This is a genomic window from Erwinia sp. 198, from assembly GCF_003937915.1.
Lineage (GTDB): Bacteria > Pseudomonadota > Gammaproteobacteria > Enterobacterales > Enterobacteriaceae > Erwinia > Erwinia aeris.
Genome location: NZ_RHUM01000002.1, coordinates 399,951 through 415,839, shown reverse-complemented (window position 1 = coordinate 415,839; position 15,889 = coordinate 399,951). Strand labels below are relative to the sequence as shown.

Below are 15,889 nucleotides of genomic sequence, written 5' to 3'. Positions count from 1 at the left end.
TCAGCTCACGGGAACGGTTAAGGAAAAATCCTGCGCGGTATCGGTGCGGCTGCCGGTGATTTCCACCACCATGCCGCCGTCAAACGCGGATTCGTAGGAAATGCCGGTCAGCCTGATGCGCGGCTCCCACTGCAAAATCGCCATATAGCAGGCCGACATAATCTGCAGGCGCAGCGCCTCGTTTTGCGGCTGGTCAATCAAGGCGGATAACAGCGAGCCGTAGCTGCGACGCATCACGCGGGAACCGACCGGAGTTAACAAAATGTCGCGCACCGACTGGCGAATATGATCAAGGTCGGTCAGCGACCCGCCGGTATCGCGGCTCATGCCGGAATATCGCACGGCCATTACTGCGGCCCTCCCGACGTGTCGCCGCCGGACTTCACGCCGCCGTGTTTATGGGAATCAACGGTGATGCCGTTAGAGCTGAAGTTGCCGCCGCTGTGCGTAACGTCGCCTTTCATCGTGCCGCCCTGGGTGACTTCCAGCGTGGCGGTTTTCAGCAGCGCCGAGCATTCCACCTCGGGCGAGTCGAGCATGATTTTGACGGCGGCCTGTATGGTTGCGGTCTGGATGCCGGTTGCTTTCAGCGCGCCGTTTTCCGGCTCGTATTCAATCACCGCGCCGTCGGGAAACGACCAGTGCAGCGCGTCAGCCGAGGCGGACGGGGCCGGGTTATCGTCAGAGAACACGCCCGGCAGCACAAAGCCGGTATCCAGCTCGCCGCCCAGGCACAAAATAAGCACCTGCTCGCCGACCGATGGCGCATTCCATAAACGGGTGCGACCGGCACGGGCGGCCAGCCAGTGCAGCCAGTTGGTTGTGTTATTGCCGGTATCCACGCGGCACAGCCCGTCGTCAAGATTGACGGCGGACACTGTGCCGATGCGGATCAGGTTGCGCAGCAGGCGCAGGATTTCTGGGATTTGTGAGTTCATAAATGCATAATGTAGTCCTGAACTAGTATCAGCAATCCGTTACTGTTTAACTATTTATGAACAAACACCCTGCTAAATTAAGCTGAGAACTTTATGCAAAAATTTTTTGACACTGAAGATACTAAAAATGCTATTAATTCCTATCGTTTTCTTTTAGAAAAACCTGCTGAATTAAACCTTTTTCAGTCAGAAAGGAATGAAACCATAGTATATCTCCTGACGATCATGGCAACTAATCCACGCATATGGGATGAAAAAACACAATTTAACATTCGGCATATTTCCCAAAAGCTTTATAGTCGGCTTATCAATGCTGATATCAGTGACAAAGGGGCTGATTACGTCTTTGCAAGCCTATTCCGTTTTTTTATAGAAGAATACCTCTCGGAACCTGAAGAATTTTCACCTGACTATCAAAAGATAAGGGATTTCGCCAGAGAAAATATAGATAAATTTTCTTCTGGAGCTAGGGAGCAAGTCAGATACGCTTTGCAAGATATGACGACATCGCTTTTTAAACAGTTAATTAATGGCGATGAAATTAACCTTCTTAGAGATTACGTTAGCGCTAAAAGAGAAGCAGAACAATTAATAACTGACTGGAATAAGGATTTAAAGGAAAGGCAAGATGCTGTCGAAAACTTGCGAAAGACACTAAAAGAGCAAAAAGATGCATATAATTTTGTTGGTTTATATAAAGGATTTGAATCTTTAGGTAATGCTAAAAACAACCAATTGGGTTGGGCTAGAGCGGTTCTTATCGCCTTGGGGGTTATCTTACCGACAGTGATTCTAATGGAGTCGTTGTATTTCTTTTTTCCGGGTAGAAAGCTTTCAGGTCCTTACGACCTGGTAGGTTTTTTACCTGCCATTTCACTAATGGTTATCTTGATATATTACTTCCGCGTCGCTTTATCAAACTACAATTCTATTCGCTCTCAAATAATGCAAATTGAGCTACGGAAAAGTCTATGCCAGTTCATACAAAGTTATGCGGAGTACAGTTTCACTATTAAATCTAAAGATAGTAACTTACTTAACAAGTTTGAAGATGTTATTTTCTCTAACATAATGGCATCAGAAGACAAAGTACCATCTACCTTTGATGGTATTGAGCACCTAGCATCATTAATAGGATCATTCAAAGGAAAAGCTAAGTGATATTTTCAGTTAATGCATTTATTATACATTCATTTATTTGCAGCCGATGTTTATCATTAATACCGAGTAGCGGCCTCACCTCATATTGAATTTCCTTCCCCCCACGGGCTGGCCGGTCGCGCAGCCCGTAGTGATGCACACGGGCCATGCGCTGCACGTTCCCGGCAAACTCCACCACGGCGTCGTCGGCGGTGCCTTTTGCCTTCATGTATTTGGCCGTGCGCAGCTTTGCGAACATCTCGCGCTTTATCCGGCCTTTCTTTTTGCGCGCCGGTGCCTTGCGCGGCTTAAACGCCGTGCCGTCCGGTGCCTGCTGGCATTTGATATTCTGCTGCTGCCCGGCACGCAGGCGCTTTGCGATGGTGCGCGCCATTTCCTTACGTGCCGCCGGTGACAGGTTGCCGATAAGCGCGTTTAGCCTGGCGTCGAACGCCTCCAGCCCGTTCACAGCTGCAGCCCGCTGACCAGCTCGCCGCCCGCATAAAGCTGCGTTGGCCGTGACACGTTATCCGGCGGCGGGTTTTCACCCGCGTGGGTGACGTGCAGCGCGTCGCCTTCCTGCTTCACGATCACGCGCTCGGTCAGCTGCAGGTCAATACTGATATCGCACAGCGTGTCGCTCAACACATCAACCTTAAAAGTAAAGCCGGTGCGTCGCTTCTCTTCGGTCGCCATAATGTCCGGCTGGTTCTCACGAAGCCAGGCCAGCAAGGGCACCATAATCAGATCGATATCGTCGCCGTAATCGGTGATCACCAGATTAAGCTGATACTGGTACTCAAACGACAGCGAGCTGGCGAGCGTCGAGGCAATGCGCCCGCCGTCGATAAACATATTCAGCCCGTCAGGGTTTCTTTGCAGCAGCGGCACGCTGTCGGTCAGCGCCCGGCGCAGCTGTGTCGGTTTCTCCATCGTGTTGCTCCTGGCATTCTTTGATGATTTCCACCTGCAGCCCGCACGACGCAAGCGCAGCCTCTAACTGGCGGTTATCCGCCGCTAAATCGCCCTGGGTCTGCAGGCTGTTGCCGGGCAGCGGGCAGCTTGTCACGCGCGGACAGCCAGTCCAGATAATCGCGGGCGTTGTTGAATGCGGGCCGCGACTGCAGCCGGATAACGTCAGCAGGCAGAGCAGCAGCAGACCAGCTGCGTAAGGTCGGATTCGCATCGGTTTCCCTCTGTATGGTCAGTTCACGGTTAAGGGCGGCGGTACTGGCGCGGCCCTGCAGCAGGCGCAGCGCGGCCTCGCGTTTCTGGCCCGCTTTTGCCTTGTCGTTCAGGCGGGTGATCGCCTTATCGCGGCTTTCTATTCCGGCGGACAGCGTGCCGATAATGCGCTGCGCGTCGGTGAGGTGACTGTTTGTCGCATTCAGCCGCCAGCCGGTCAGGCCCAGCGCGACGAGCGCCACGGCCAGCAGTGCCGTTAACAGGCGGATCATGACGCCCCCTTTAAGCACCAGGCCTTTTCACGCTGGCGGCGGTTTTCCAGCCCGGCATTTCTGACGCCGTTCACGTATACCCAGCGGTCAAGCTGCAGGCAGGCGCGTTGCCACTCGCCCCGGCGAACAAACCCGGCCAGCGTTGAGGTGCAGGCCGCACGCACGCCCACGTTAAAGCCGAACGACACCACCGCATCGTAAACCGGCTGCGGCATGGCGGGCATACAGGCGTCAATCCCGCGTTCCACGCGCATCACGTCATATACCAGATTAACGGCGGCCTGCCGTTCGCTGACGTGGCTTTGCGGCGTCACGCCTGCGGTATGGCCAATGCCGTTTGTCCAGACTCCCGCGCTGCACTGGTAAGGCGAGGTGCGGCAGCCTTCGGCGTCGGCAATCAGCCGTAGCCCGCCGTCGGATATCTTCAGGGTTTTGAACTGCGGCAGCAGCGAGGCAATTGCCAGCACGGCCAGCACGGCGCAGTGTTTAGCGGCTTTCAATTTTCACCCCCTGCCGCTGCAGCTCGTAGGTCTTGCGGCGGTAGTGCCAGTTGATAAAAAACGTGGCGACATTCATCACCAGCGTTACGACGGCGACGCCGGAACCGACCATAAAGGCGATATCCTGCGGCGTGTGGCGGCCGAACCACATCAGCACCAGGCCGAGCAGGTAGTTAACCAGCGAATTGATTTTCTCCATCTTTTTCAGTCCCACAGGTTGATGGTTTCATCCGCAGCGGCGTCGGGCAGGTCGGGCAGCGTCACCTCGCAGCCGTGCATTAATACTGGCCCGCTTTCGGCCAGCCCCGGATTGGCGGCATAAACCCGTTCGACGGCCTGCGCCGTGCGTCCGTAGTACCGCCAGCAAATCTGGTCTACGGTGTCGCCCTGCTGCGCGTAAATAATCACAGCAGGCTCACGATGCAGCCGGAACGCCCGGCGATGCGGCTGATGCTGAAACGCGCGTCGCGCCAGTACTCGTCGGCGCTCGCCTCCACTTCGGCGCCTTTTTTGCCGCTGGCGTCATAGCCGCGATAGCGCTCAACAATCGCGGCGCCGGTCAGGGCGCTGACGGCGGCAAAATAGTGCGTGGCCTTTTCGCTTTCGCCGTCGAAGCTTTCCGCCGGAACGTCGGCCAGGGTAGTAAAGCCCGCCGCCATCTGTTCGGCGCGCCAGTCGTACAGCTCGGCGTTTACTTCTGAAATTGCCGTTTTTACCGCAAGGCGCAGGCGCTGCGCGGTCACGGTGCCCTCATAGCGCAGCGTGTTGCGCAGCTGCTGCAGGTTCACGTCAGGCCAGAAAAAGGTGTTCTTTACCGGCGGCTCGGCATCGTCTGCCGGTCGCGGGGCGGGTATCACAATCGTGTTCATAGTCGGCCTTAAAATAGGTGGGCGGTGGAGAACGGCGCAGACGCTGAAAGCGCATTACCGTTCTGCCGCCCGGCGCGGGGCGCGTTCGGTCAGCGGCGGGCAAGGGCCTGCTTTTTCAGGTCAGTAGCCAGCCGCTCAATGTCTTTTTTGACGCCGCAGCCGTCATGCAGCTGCAGCGCCCGTGTAAGGTGTTCCATCGCATCCAAAGCCCTGCCCGCATCGCGCAGCACGTACCCGGTGATTTTGTGCAGCTTGGCGCGCACCTGATCGGGCATGTCTGCGGATTTCGTCAGCTCAAGCGTCGCCAGCAGCGGCCCGGTATCAACCGGCGCTTTCAGCGTCCAGGCGCGTGTCGCCGCGTCGGCCACTTCTTCGGCCAGCAGGTAGGCGGTCGCGTCGCGCTTAAAGCCGGGCGGCGGCACTAACCCGTACTGAAGCGCGTACCGGGCAATTTCCAGCGCGCCCGGCACGTCGCCCGCATCCAGCCGCCAGATCATGACGGTCATCAGCACGGCGTCCTGTGCGCCTTTGCCTTTCGCCAGCACGCCCGCCACCCAGGGCAGATACTCAGGCAGCATCAGCCGCTTGAGTTCCGCCTTGCGCTCCTGCGAGCGTACTTTCTTCAGGCGGCGCTTGTCGTCGTTGAGCTTCAGCAGCATCAGCTCGTAGCCGTTGGCGTGGCGCAGCGGGTTGCTGGCCTGCTGCGAGGCCGCTTCCGCCTGCTGGCGCATAAGGTGACGTCGGGCAGGGCTTAACATGCGTTATGCCGCCGGTGTCGCTGCTGCAGGCGCGTCGGACAAGGTGATTTTTTCAATCAGGCAGCCCGCTGCGTAATCCTCCACCACGTAGTCCTCGTTGATGGACTCGTAGTTTTCAATGCGGTCGCGCTTCGCCACCTCGTCGATCATGCGGCGGTGCGTGCCTTCCTGAAAATAAATCGACAGGTTGTCCAGGCGGGTGATCAGCATCGCGTCCGCCGGGAAGTACGGCACGCGCACGGCGGGCAGGTTGCCGATACGCTTCTGGCTCACAATCAGATCGCCCGCCAGCGCCTCGGTGTTGGCCTGCGCCTGGTTAACCAGCGGGAAATACTTGTCGGCCAGCAGCTGACGACCGCAGACAACGACCAGCTCCGGGTCTTCCTGATACCACGGCTCGATCAAGGTGTTGGTTGCATCCATCACCACGGCGTCAAGGTTGGCGTAGGTGCGGCCCTTACCAATCAGCACGCCGTCGGTCACGGTACCGTCTTCCGCCGTGGTTTTGTTCATCACGCGCTCCGGCGCATCGTTGCGGTACTTCTGCAGCCAGCCAACCGCCACGTCCTGCAGCATCGGATTTTTGGCGCGGTTGGAGGTTTTGGCGCGCGACACGCCGTTAAAGCCGATCATGATGCGGTCGAGCGACTGGCGCTTGATGATGGCGTCACGCAGGCGGGCCTGAAAATCTTCATAGCGCGCCCACAGGTCAAGCGTGTTGTAGCGGATATGAAAGTCGTAGTTAACCTGCACGCACTCGTAGCCGGTGCTGTCCAGCGCGGAGAAGTCGGCGGTTTCACGTTCGTCGCCGCCCGCCGTGTCGGTGGTGCTGGCAATCGAGCCGGACACGCCGATCCCGATTTTCTCGCCCTTCATTTCGGACACCGGCACGATGTTAATGCGCGTTAAGAAGTCCGACGACTCCTGCACGCGGTTCATCAGCGTTTGCGTCACCGCTGGCTCAACGGTGAATTTCTTGTTCATGTCGCCGGTTTCGACGTTGTTCAGCTCCGCCAGGCGGGTCATGAAAGCGTTAAATTTAAAGCGGGTGTTCTGGCGCATTTGCGCTCCTGTATTCAGTTAAATGTTTTAATCAGCGGCCAATCTGCACGCCGGAAATCAGCAGTCGGTCTGCACGCTGGCGGTGCTATCGCCGCCGGTCGAAGCCGGGCGACGGGAAAAGCCGCCGTCTGTTTTCGCAAGCTGTGCCTGCAGCGCGGTAAACGCGGTGCGGTCTTCCCCGGCCTGCAGCTCAAGCGCGTCGAGCCTCTCAGTTAAGGCCGTTTCCAGCGCCGACAGGTTTTGCGCCTGCGCCTCGCCGTTCTGCTGCACCTGCTCGGCCACGGCTGTAACGGCCGCGCTGACGTCGGCAAACTGCAGGTCAGCGGTTTTAGTTTTCGCGGAAAACATCGCGGTGATGCGGGCCAGCAGCGACGGCGCCGGATCGGCCTCTTCGGTAAACTCGATCAGCGTTTCTTCAGCGGCGGTAAAGAGGTTGTCTTTGTGCTGCTTGCGGGACGCCAGCGGGTTAGCGGCGGCGCTGGCGCTGAAGCTCAGGATTTCGGTGCCGAGGCTCGCCGGGTCGTCGGTGACGGCAAGTCCTATCAGGTACGCCTCGCCGGTGTCGGCAAACTTCGGATTGACCTCAATCGAGGTGTAGATTTTCTGGCGGGCTTTGGTCAGCTCAACCAGCTCCGGCGTCGGGTTAATTTCGCCGTAAAGCGCCAGCTTGCCTTTCAGCGGGCCGTCCGCAATTTCTTCCGCGCTCAGGGCGGTGACGTCGCCATAGCGGCGAAACGGGCTGTCGGGGGTATAGCCCTTGATGTGCTCCATATTGATGCGCGCGCCGTACATCGCCGGGTCATAGTTCGCCGCCATCTGGGAAATCCAGTCGCGGGAAATCTCGCGGCCGTCGGTGGTTGCGCCTTCCACTGCGATACGAAAACGCTTTGCTTTAGTTGCCATTAATCAGGCTCCGGTTGTGGGTTCGTTCAGGTCGGGGCCAGTTTCACCGCCACGGGCCATCCGCTCAACGAAAGCCAGCCCGCTCAGCCATCAGCAAACAGGCTCAGCGGGCGCGCCTTTTTGCACCCCGGTAGCCTTGTCGTTATGAAAATACAAACCACCATCAGCGATCCGCGCCGTCAGGCTGCGCTGCTTTACTGGCAGGGATATTCCGTGCGCCAGATTGCGGAGACGCTTGGCCAGAAAACACCGACCGTGCAGAGCTGGAAGCTGCGCGACGCATGGGAAGATATCGCGCCCATCAGTCGCGTCGAGGCCAGCATGGAGGCGCGGTTAATCCAGCTCATCATGAAAGAGGTAAAGGGGAACGGGGACTACAAGGAGATAGACGCGCTGGGCCGCCAGATAGAACGCCTGGCCCGCGTCGAGCGCTACCGCAGTTCGGGTAACGAGGCGGATTTAAACCCGAACGTGCGCAACCGCAACAGGGGCGAGCGCCAGCCGGTCATTAAAAATGTCTTCAGCGAGGAGCAGACCGACAAGCTGACCGGCCTGTTTATGGATAACTGTTTTCAGTATCAGCTTAACTGGCATAAAGCCGGGCTGGATCACCGCATCCGCAATATCCTGAAGTCCCGCCAGATTGGCGCGACGTTTTACTTTGCCCGCGAGGCGCTGATTGATGCGCTGACCACCGGACGCAACCAGATTTTCCTGTCGGCCAGCAAGGCCCAGGCGCACGTCTTTAAAAATTACATCATCGACTTTGCCCGGCAGGTTGACGTTGACCTGAAGGGCGATCCGATTGTGCTGCCGAACGGCGCACGCCTGATTTTCCTGGGGACGAACGTGCGCACCGCGCAGAGCTACACCGGCAACCTCTATCTGGATGAATATTTCTGGATCCCGAAATTCCAGGAGCTGCGCAAGGTCGCCAGCGGCATGTCGCTGCACAAAAAATGGCGCACCACCTACTTTTCCACGCCGTCGAGCCTGTCGCACAGCGCCTATCCGTTCTGGTCGGGCGAATTATTCAATAAGGGACGCCGCAGTAAGGGCGACCGCATCGAGCTGGATTTGTCGCACTCGCATCTCGCAAAAGGTGCGGTGTGCGGCGACGGCCAGTGGCGGCAGATTGTCACCGTTGAGGACGCGCTGACCGGCGGCTGTAACCTGTTTGACCTGGACCAGCTTTCGCTTGAATACAGCCCGTCGGAATATCAGAACCTTTTAATGTGTGAGTTTGTTGACGACGAGGCAAGCGTGTTCCCGTTTGCCGAGCTGCAGACCTGCATGATCGACAGTCTGGAAGAATGGACGGACTTTAACCCTTACGCGCTGCGCCCGTTCGATTTCCGCCCGGTGTGGATTGGCTATGACCCGTCGCACACCGGCGACAGCGCGGGCTGTGCCGTGATTGCGCCGCCGCTGGTCGCGGGCGGCAAGTTTCGCGTGCTGGAGCATCACCAGTGGCGCGGCATGGACTTTGCCGCGCAGGCGAAATCCATTGAAAACTTAACGAAAAAATACACTGTCGAATATATCGGCGTGGATGCCACCGGCATCGGCCAGGGCGTTTTTCAGCTGGTACGGCAGTTCTACCCGGCGGCACGCGAGATCCGTTACTCGCCGGAAGTCAAAACCGGGATGGTGCTGAAGGCCAAAGACACCATTGGCAGCGGTCGCCTGGAGTACGACGCGGGAAGCACCGACATAACACAATCTTTTATGGCTATCCGCAAAACCATGACCGCCAGCGGCAACCGCTCAACCTACGAGGCGAGCCGCAGCGAGGACGCCAGCCACGCGGACGTCGCCTGGGCCATCATGCACGCGCTGTTAAACGAACCGCTGACCGCCGCCAGCGGCGGCGCTAACCCTTCTTTTGTGGAATTTTACTGATGAAAAAACGCAGCCGTAAGGCATTCAAGGCAGCACCAGCGGCACCGGCCGCGCCGCAGCCGGTCGAGGCTTTTACCTTCGGCGAGCCGACGCCGGTCATGGATAAGCGGGATATTCTGGATTACGCGGAGTGCATCGGAAACGGGCGCTGGTACGAGCCGCCGGTGAGCTTTCACGGGCTGGCGAAAAGCCTGCGTTCGGCGGTGCATCACAGCTCGCCTATCTACGTTAAGCGCAATATCCTGGCCTCGACCTTTATCCCGCATCCGATGTTAAGTCAGCAGGAATTTAGTAAGTTTGCGCTGGATTATCTGGTGTTCGGGAATGCATTTGCCGAGCTGCGGCGCAACGGCCTCGGCAAGCCGTTCAGGCTGGAAACCACCCCGGCAAAATTTACCCGCAAGGGCGTGAAGGACGGGGAATACTGGTTTGTGAACGACTGGAAGGAGCCGCACCAGTTTGCGGCCGGCAGCGTGTTTCACCTGATTGAGCCGGACATTAATCAGGAGCTGTACGGCCTGCCGGAATACCTCAGCGCGCTTAATTCCGCCTGGCTCAACGAGGCGGCCACGCTGTTTCGCCGCAAGTATTACCAGAACGGGGCGCATGCCGGTTACATCCTGTATATGACCGACGCGGCGCAGAGTTCCAGCGACGTGGATCGGATGCGTCAGGCAATGCGCGACACCAAAGGCCTGGGCAACTTCCGCAACCTGTTTATGTACGCGCCGAACGGCAAGCCGGACGGCATCAAGATCCTGCCGCTCAGCGAGGTGGCAACAAAGGATGATTTCTTTAACATCAAAAAGGCCAGCCGTGACGACCTGTTAAGCGCGCACCGCGTGCCGCCGCAAATGATGGGGATTATCCCGGACAACTCCGGCGGGTTCGGGGATGCGGTGAAGGCGTCGCAGGTGTTCGTCAGGAATGAGCTGACGCCATTGCAGGAAAGGCTGAAGGAGTTAAACGACTGGATCGGAGAAGAGGTAATTGCGTTCCGGCCCTATTCACTGGAAGCAGCCGCAGCAAACTGAAAATATAGCGCCTGCCTTTGCAGGCGTTAATTATTTACCCAGCCAGCGTCGGGCCTGCGCAGACTCGACTAACAGACGGATAGTCAGCGGATCATGTGGTGCGCTGAAATCTTCCGGGAAATATTCAGTGAATGTGATAGTGCCGGGATCAATACCAAAATTTTCAGCATAGCGTTCCAGCAACTCATACGCGTCGAGAGGATCCATGCGAAAGTCGTTGTTCAGATCGGTGTCCAGCTCAAGCTTATAACGCCTGAACGTGAACAGACTTCTGCCGTTATAATCTTCAACCAGTGCAAATACGGCCTTTTCTGTATCCTCGCTTACCATATCCTGTCGTCCTTATTGGCAATACGGTTGTATTTTACCGTGGCTTTCCAGCCTATCTCCGCCACATCAGCGGCCATAATTACCCAGCCTAAAACCGGGATTGTGCGACCGACAAACGTCCCCAGCTTGTGAGTCATTAACATTTTAATTTGAAGCGGCTTTTTAGGATTTTGTATCCACGTAGGCAATCTGAACGGAAGACGGTAATCGCGTAATAGCTTGCGGGAATAAATCGAAGCATGAGAGGTGCCTTTCGACGCCCCGTTTAGCTTGCCGGATACGTCAATCGTATTTTGTCCCGAATAGATCGCTGCCAGCGCGAGGATATCTTTTGCACCGCTGAAGTGCTCGGCAGTCACGTCAATCATTATCCAGAAATAAAGCTCTCCGGCAGACAGGTTGGTAAGGCCGCCGTAAAAGTAAGTCCCGTTTAGCTGCTCAGTTGTATCCATATCATTCCCTTACATGGGTAACCGTATTGGTTAAAACTGTACCACATCGATTCCGGCCAATGCCAGACGCTCTCAGACGCATTTTGCGCGGCCCTCGTGCTTAATCACCTCTCTGTCACCCCAAACCATTGCGCACGCCTCCGGGGCGCTGACGCAGCCTGCGGCACACATGTTTACCCCCTCCGCGCGCAATGCTATCCCCGCCACGCCTGCCCGCTTTGTTCATCGCTTTTAATGCAGTTGCATACAGAGCGGGGAAGGGCACCATAACTGGTGCCGTTGAGGAGATCGTGCGTAAAGATCCGAATGCAGATCCATGCACTCTATGCATGCATAGCTCGATTCAGAGATCTCCATGTACTTCGACTCTCATAACAATTCAATTAGCAGCGTAAAAAATTTTCTCGTCGGCCTCACTGTAAGGCTCAGAGTTTGCCAAATCGGCAATCAAAGTAAGAGCCAGCTCAAGATCGCAAGGCTTGCAGTTAGCTATCAAAGACAGCTCAGCGATAAACCGCATGCCAGAAATTTTTTTTTGCATAGCTTTGATCTCATCAGGTTCCATAATCCCCCCTTTATAAGTACTGTGTATTTATACAGTATCAAACACTTAAGCGTAGCGAAAGAAAATTATTCTGCAAAAACCAAACTTTCATCTGGCTGATTGAAAAGGATTTTCCTCAGTTTCTTTAGTAGCGTTCGGTACTAAAATTTGTTGCTCTTATTATGAGCTATCAGGCAGCTTAGTCTGTTTCTGCGCAACCTTTTACGCTGCACGCGAGACGCTCAAACCTACTTAACAAACTTTCCGCTTCTATGCGCTTTTTCGGCCTGAAAAGCTCACCGCTGGCAGAACTGCGGAACCACTGCCCGTCGATTTTGGTTTCTGTACCGCTAATAAGGCGCACGGCGACCGCCCGGCTGATGGTTTCGCGGGTAATATCGCGTATCTGGCCGATCACGTTGTCGCACGCTGCCTCTGTTTTGTCAGATCGGCGTAGCTGAAGATGCCTCTTTTCCGGTATATCAGCCCTTATTCTGGCTAACAGCCGCCGACGTTCCTTGTGGCTTAACGCTGAAAGGTCACGATCACCAACACTTTCCGGCCGTTTCGAATCCTGCGATCTCAAACCTTCCGTACAGTTATTGACAGAACTCCGAGAGGACGCGGACGCGTCCTTAAAATCAACAGCCAGTTCAACGGCACGTTTCGGCACAATCTTCCACTGTGCGAGGCGGGTTAAAATTGGGGTATCTTCGCCAACAGACGTGGCATAAACGCCCTTAATACGCGTGATTTCTTCGCCATACAGATTGGTGTCGGTGCTTGTTTCGTACCAGTTACGCACTATCAGATCGGCACGCTTCACAAAAGGGCCGCCCTGAGCGTTAACATAATCAGCCCATACGCTATGGTCTGCCGCATCATGCACGGCTGCGAATTCAATGCTTAACCCGTGCGCCGTTTCCGGATCGGACATACGACGCAGCTCACGCCATACCGTCACCGGCGCGCCGCCGACAAACTGAAACTGGCGAATATGCCAGCGGGCCGCCCAGGCAGATACGGCGGGCGCGGTTTCCTTCAGCTCTTTGCCGCTTTCGTCGTCCAGCTCGCCGTCGAGCGCATAGCCGTCAATGTTTTTGGAGATGTACTTAGCCACATAGCCGGTCGCGCTGCCTTTATCCGGATCGATGGCTTCCGCATGAAATCGTGCCTTTCTGGCTTTGTCTGTGGTCAGTTCGTGGCTGTCCTGCTGATACGCGTAATCGCGGATCACCTGCCGCACGCGCTGCACGTCTTCCGGGCGCATGAACATCAGCATATGCCAGTGTGGCGTACCGTCGTGGTGCGGCTCGGCTACGCGAATACCGAAGATACGGATTTCTTCACGGTGCAGCTTTGCGCGCACCTTCTGCCAAACGTTACAGAGATAGCGCTGCGTTTCCGCCGGGCTGGCACCGTTCCACTTGCGGTTACGGTAGCCGGTCTTGATTGTGGCGTGATAGCGGGCAGGCGCGGTCAGCGTGTAGAAATCGCCGATGAAGCCCATTTCATTACAGATATCTTCAAAGCCACGAATGCGGGCCATAAGCTCGCAACGGCGGATAGAGGGATTAGCATTGCTGCTGTCGAATTTATTAATCAGGCTGATGCGCTCGCCGGTTTCGTCGTTTTCCAGCTCCAGTCCTTTCAGAAATTCACGCGTGCGGCGTTTCTGCTCGCGCCACTCGTTTACGGTCATGGTGCTGGCGTAAGGCGTGTGTTTTTTGCTGACGTTGGCGAGCGCGATTTGCAGGTGTTCACGCCATGAGGCTGCCACGCGGCGCAGGCGGCCCTTCCACCATTTTTCGGTCTGCATACGCATAATGGCGGGCGTCACGTCTTCCGGGCAAAAAATACGCGCGGTAACTTTCTCCCACAGCGGCGGGGTCTGCTTCAGCTCGCGGGTGATGGTTGCTGCCGTCATGTAAACACGGTGCGTGTATTTGTAATCAGATTCATCTTCAGACTGGCCGTGCGCCTGCACCATTTCCGCCAGGATAAAGCTGGCGATATCACCGGCCAGCAAATCCACGTCGGCGCGGGCTAAATCCGGCAGGCGGTTAAAACGGTTCATCAGCTCCCACAGCGTCCCGGCCGCACCGGCCGCACCGGCTGCGCCTGTTTTATCAGTAGCGTTGCCGGTCAACAGCGCAAAGGTGCCGCTATTCATTTCGCCGAGTCGATACTGCGAACTGACGCTTTCAACGCGTGGCAATGTGCGCTCAACGAATGTTTTTGTTAAGTACGCATTGGCACGGGCTGTGCCGTGAGTTTTCTCAAGCTCACTGGTGCGGCGCTTTACATCCAGCTGTACGAGCGTGGGCTGCTTTTCCAGTAAATTCTGTGCATGTGACAAAGCCGCAATCATCCGACTGCGGCTGTGCTCCTCTTCATAGGTGCGATAAGGGCTGGCGATCGCTTCCCGTGGAGCGTTCCACGGGTAAGCGTATTCCTGAATCATTGCGTACTGCCCTGGCGGTGCCTGCTTTGCAGCTCGTCCATTTTCTGACAGGCCACGCAGCGGATAACGCCCTGAACGGCGCGGCGGCGCGCTTCGGGGATAGGTGTGTCGCAGTCTTCGCAAAAAGAAGCGCTGACCGTTACCGGGCGGTAAATTACCTGGGCAATGTTGCGCGCCAGCATTTCGTCGGTGCGCTGCTGCACCAGATCCATTGAGTCGGCCATCAGTGCAGCTCCTGTGCCTGATTTTGATACTTTTCGGCCTCTTGAGTCAGGAGTTCAGCAGCTTCCGTATGATGTAATTCACCGCTACGGATTTTCCAGGCAAGTACAACCAGGCGGGAAACCATTACTTCGGCACGGGCACGGCGTTCTTCCATTCGCGCATCGTGCAGCATCGTATTTAACGGTAGATCGTAACCTTCGGCTTTCACTTCTTCTGAATAATTTTTCATTCTTAATTTCCTGTATTCGGGCAAAGCAATGCCCGACGGGTTAACGTCATTTTTTTAATAAGGGTGATTAGTTGGGTAGAGTCATTCTTTTGGGAAATAAGCTCACAACTGCACGAAAATGGTTCATTGCACGAATAAGCGCGCTTCTTTCATTAGTGGTAAGCTCACTGAAATCAAGCTCATGCCGCTCAGTCCTGATATTCGCCAGGTAGAAAATAGCGCTTAATGCCCGCTTGTTTTCCTGGTAGTTCCGGTCAGTGGTATCGCGCATTTCATTAAAAAAGCGGGTGATATCTTTTCCGCAGTCGTTGCCCCAAAATTTAGAGCGCAGCTCGGCAACGTGATTCAGTCCGGCCACTCTCGCGCCCGTTCTTATTTCAGCCAGTGCTGCTTCAGCTTCGATAGCCATGACTCACCTCTTTCAACTTTGAACCGCTTTTTAAATTCTTAGTGCAAAACACAGGGTGCCAGCGTTTACCGTTTTCACCCATGATCCAACCGTGGCCGTAGGACATTGAAGGACTTTGACGCTTCAGCAATGAAGCCATAGATACTGTTGTCATAGCGTTAGCTCAGCCCCATCGAAGCGCTAATACCGCTGATCGCATCTACGGTTGTAGCAAGAGCAGGATTTGAGTGCACACGAGCATGGACGCTCAGGCCAATTAGCGAGAGACAGCGGATGCCAGCATTTACGTTTTCCATGAATGCGCTGGTACGCGAGGCCGTCATGCGTTCGCCAGATACTGCTGCTGCGGCGACTTTGCCTAATTCAGCTGTAGCCTGCATAACGTAATGGGTCATACGTTCGGCCTTAGCTTCATTCATCGGTACTGCCGGTAAGCACCTCATTTGTGCCAGCAAACCATCAATCAGCGTTGCATCTTCAGTTACATCAGTCAGCACAGCGATTTCTGGTGCCGTTAGCTGATGCATCTGGTCAGGGTTGAGCTTATTACGAAGAGTCTGCTGATTCATGCCAACTTTGTCCGCCAGCTCACGAATATTGTGTCGGGCAGCAAATGCGCGACACGCATTTTCGAAGTGGGATTGTTGAGAAACTTGAAAATCAAACATGGCTA

The 15,889-nt window shown here is 55.8% G+C and carries 24 protein-coding genes and 1 pseudogene; 3 read left to right on the top strand and 22 right to left on the bottom strand.

Features of this window, described 5'->3' with window-relative positions; all coding sequences use genetic code 11:
• Positions 1-348, bottom strand: coding sequence for a GPW/gp25 family protein (locus EGK14_RS04475; protein WP_125287872.1), 348 nt, complete (start codon positions 346-348; stop codon positions 1-3).
• Positions 348-938: a phage baseplate assembly protein V gene (locus EGK14_RS04470; RefSeq protein ID WP_125287871.1), complete on the bottom strand. Its 591-nt coding sequence runs from the start codon at positions 936-938 to the stop codon at positions 348-350. Before EGK14_RS04470 ends, EGK14_RS04475 begins: the two co-directional genes overlap by 1 nt.
• Before the next feature lie 93 nt (positions 939-1,031).
• Here EGK14_RS04470 and EGK14_RS04465 point away from each other — a divergent pair, with 93 nt between their 5' ends.
• A complete protein-coding gene (locus EGK14_RS04465) occupies positions 1,032-2,099 on the top strand; it encodes a hypothetical protein (RefSeq protein WP_125287870.1) in 1,068 nt (355 codons plus the stop codon).
• Here EGK14_RS04465 and EGK14_RS04460 read toward each other — a convergent pair.
• The 11 genes and pseudogenes from EGK14_RS04460 to EGK14_RS04415 all read right to left on the bottom strand — a co-directional run bounded on the left by EGK14_RS04460 (position 2,092) and on the right by EGK14_RS04415 (position 7,627).
• Positions 2,092-2,547, bottom strand: coding sequence for a phage virion morphogenesis protein (locus tag EGK14_RS04460; protein WP_125287869.1), 456 nt, complete (start codon positions 2,545-2,547; stop codon positions 2,092-2,094). The genes EGK14_RS04465 and EGK14_RS04460 overlap by 8 nt on opposite strands.
• The gene (locus tag EGK14_RS04455) at positions 2,544-3,011 is read right to left on the bottom strand and encodes a phage tail protein (RefSeq protein ID WP_125287868.1); all 468 of its coding nucleotides are present in this window, start codon (positions 3,009-3,011) and stop codon (positions 2,544-2,546) included. Before EGK14_RS04455 ends, EGK14_RS04460 begins: the two co-directional genes overlap by 4 nt.
• Complete coding sequence (gene lysC, locus EGK14_RS21535; RefSeq protein WP_233598438.1) at positions 2,944-3,264, bottom strand: Rz1-like lysis system protein LysC; 321 nt, start codon at positions 3,262-3,264, stop codon at positions 2,944-2,946. The genes EGK14_RS04455 and lysC overlap by 68 nt, the downstream gene beginning before the upstream one ends.
• A pseudogene (locus EGK14_RS04450) lies at positions 3,188-3,535 on the bottom strand (LysB family phage lysis regulatory protein); the annotation flags it as partial. The gene lysC and the pseudogene EGK14_RS04450, both read right to left, overlap by 77 nt.
• Positions 3,532-4,035, bottom strand: coding sequence for a lysozyme (locus EGK14_RS04445; RefSeq protein ID WP_125287866.1), 504 nt, complete (start codon positions 4,033-4,035; stop codon positions 3,532-3,534). The gene EGK14_RS04445 and the pseudogene EGK14_RS04450, both read right to left, overlap by 4 nt.
• Positions 4,022-4,234: an HP1 family phage holin gene (locus tag EGK14_RS04440; protein WP_125287865.1), complete on the bottom strand. Its 213-nt coding sequence runs from the start codon at positions 4,232-4,234 to the stop codon at positions 4,022-4,024. The genes EGK14_RS04445 and EGK14_RS04440 overlap by 14 nt, the downstream gene beginning before the upstream one ends.
• A 5-nt stretch (positions 4,235-4,239) precedes the next feature.
• On the bottom strand, positions 4,240-4,443 hold the full coding sequence (locus EGK14_RS04435) for a tail protein X (RefSeq protein ID WP_125287864.1): 204 nt from the start codon (positions 4,441-4,443) through the stop codon (positions 4,240-4,242).
• The gene (locus EGK14_RS04430; RefSeq protein WP_125287863.1) at positions 4,440-4,904 is read right to left on the bottom strand and encodes a head completion/stabilization protein; all 465 of its coding nucleotides are present in this window, start codon (positions 4,902-4,904) and stop codon (positions 4,440-4,442) included. Before EGK14_RS04430 ends, EGK14_RS04435 begins: the two co-directional genes overlap by 4 nt.
• An 89-nt stretch (positions 4,905-4,993) precedes the next feature.
• Positions 4,994-5,662 carry a terminase endonuclease subunit gene (locus EGK14_RS04425; RefSeq protein ID WP_125287862.1) on the bottom strand — a complete coding sequence of 223 codons (669 nt, stop codon included), beginning with the start codon at positions 5,660-5,662 and terminating at the stop codon, positions 4,994-4,996.
• A 3-nt stretch (positions 5,663-5,665) separates the two neighbouring features.
• Positions 5,666-6,724 carry a phage major capsid protein, P2 family gene (locus EGK14_RS04420; protein ID WP_125287860.1) on the bottom strand — a complete coding sequence of 353 codons (1,059 nt, stop codon included), beginning with the start codon at positions 6,722-6,724 and terminating at the stop codon, positions 5,666-5,668.
• Positions 6,725-6,781: 57 nt separating this feature from the next.
• Complete coding sequence (locus EGK14_RS04415; RefSeq protein ID WP_125287858.1) at positions 6,782-7,627, bottom strand: GPO family capsid scaffolding protein; 846 nt, start codon at positions 7,625-7,627, stop codon at positions 6,782-6,784.
• Between the two features lie 144 nt (positions 7,628-7,771).
• Here EGK14_RS04415 and EGK14_RS04410 point away from each other — a divergent pair, with 144 nt between their 5' ends.
• Positions 7,772-9,529 (top strand): terminase ATPase subunit family protein, encoded by a 1,758-nt coding sequence (locus EGK14_RS04410; protein WP_125287856.1) that lies wholly within the window; start codon positions 7,772-7,774, stop codon positions 9,527-9,529.
• Positions 9,529-10,563 carry a phage portal protein gene (locus tag EGK14_RS04405; RefSeq protein WP_125287854.1) on the top strand — a complete coding sequence of 345 codons (1,035 nt, stop codon included), beginning with the start codon at positions 9,529-9,531 and terminating at the stop codon, positions 10,561-10,563. The genes EGK14_RS04410 and EGK14_RS04405 overlap by 1 nt, the downstream gene beginning before the upstream one ends.
• 30 nt (positions 10,564-10,593) lie before the next feature.
• Here EGK14_RS04405 and EGK14_RS04400 read toward each other — a convergent pair whose 3' ends face one another.
• From EGK14_RS04400 to EGK14_RS04355, 9 genes are all read right to left on the bottom strand, one after another.
• On the bottom strand, positions 10,594-10,893 hold the full coding sequence (locus EGK14_RS04400; protein ID WP_125287852.1) for a DUF1493 family protein: 300 nt from the start codon (positions 10,891-10,893) through the stop codon (positions 10,594-10,596).
• Positions 10,887-11,345: an STM2901 family protein gene (locus tag EGK14_RS04395; RefSeq protein ID WP_125287850.1), complete on the bottom strand. Its 459-nt coding sequence runs from the start codon at positions 11,343-11,345 to the stop codon at positions 10,887-10,889. Before EGK14_RS04395 ends, EGK14_RS04400 begins: the two co-directional genes overlap by 7 nt.
• A 379-nt stretch (positions 11,346-11,724) precedes the next feature.
• Entirely contained in the window at positions 11,725-11,886 is a 162-nt protein-coding gene (locus EGK14_RS04385; RefSeq protein ID WP_370255992.1) for a hypothetical protein, read from the bottom strand.
• Between the two features lie 202 nt (positions 11,887-12,088).
• Positions 12,089-14,353, bottom strand: a complete 2,265-nt coding sequence (locus EGK14_RS04380; protein ID WP_125287844.1) for a replication endonuclease — start codon at positions 14,351-14,353, stop codon at positions 12,089-12,091.
• Positions 14,350-14,577 (bottom strand): TraR/DksA family transcriptional regulator, encoded by a 228-nt coding sequence (locus EGK14_RS04375; protein ID WP_125287842.1) that lies wholly within the window; start codon positions 14,575-14,577, stop codon positions 14,350-14,352. The genes EGK14_RS04380 and EGK14_RS04375 overlap by 4 nt, the downstream gene beginning before the upstream one ends.
• Positions 14,577-14,807 carry a DUF2732 family protein gene (locus EGK14_RS04370; protein ID WP_125287841.1) on the bottom strand — a complete coding sequence of 77 codons (231 nt, stop codon included), beginning with the start codon at positions 14,805-14,807 and terminating at the stop codon, positions 14,577-14,579. The genes EGK14_RS04375 and EGK14_RS04370 overlap by 1 nt, the downstream gene beginning before the upstream one ends.
• Before the next feature lie 67 nt (positions 14,808-14,874).
• Positions 14,875-15,216 carry a DUF5347 domain-containing protein gene (locus EGK14_RS04365; protein WP_125287839.1) on the bottom strand — a complete coding sequence of 114 codons (342 nt, stop codon included), beginning with the start codon at positions 15,214-15,216 and terminating at the stop codon, positions 14,875-14,877.
• Entirely contained in the window at positions 15,200-15,322 is a 123-nt protein-coding gene (locus EGK14_RS21825; RefSeq protein WP_370255991.1) for a phage filamentation protein Fil family protein, read from the bottom strand. Before EGK14_RS21825 ends, EGK14_RS04365 begins: the two co-directional genes overlap by 17 nt.
• A 52-nt stretch (positions 15,323-15,374) precedes the next feature.
• Positions 15,375-15,884: a phage regulatory CII family protein gene (locus EGK14_RS04355; RefSeq protein WP_125287835.1), complete on the bottom strand. Its 510-nt coding sequence runs from the start codon at positions 15,882-15,884 to the stop codon at positions 15,375-15,377.
• Between the last annotated feature and the right edge of the window lie 5 nt (positions 15,885-15,889).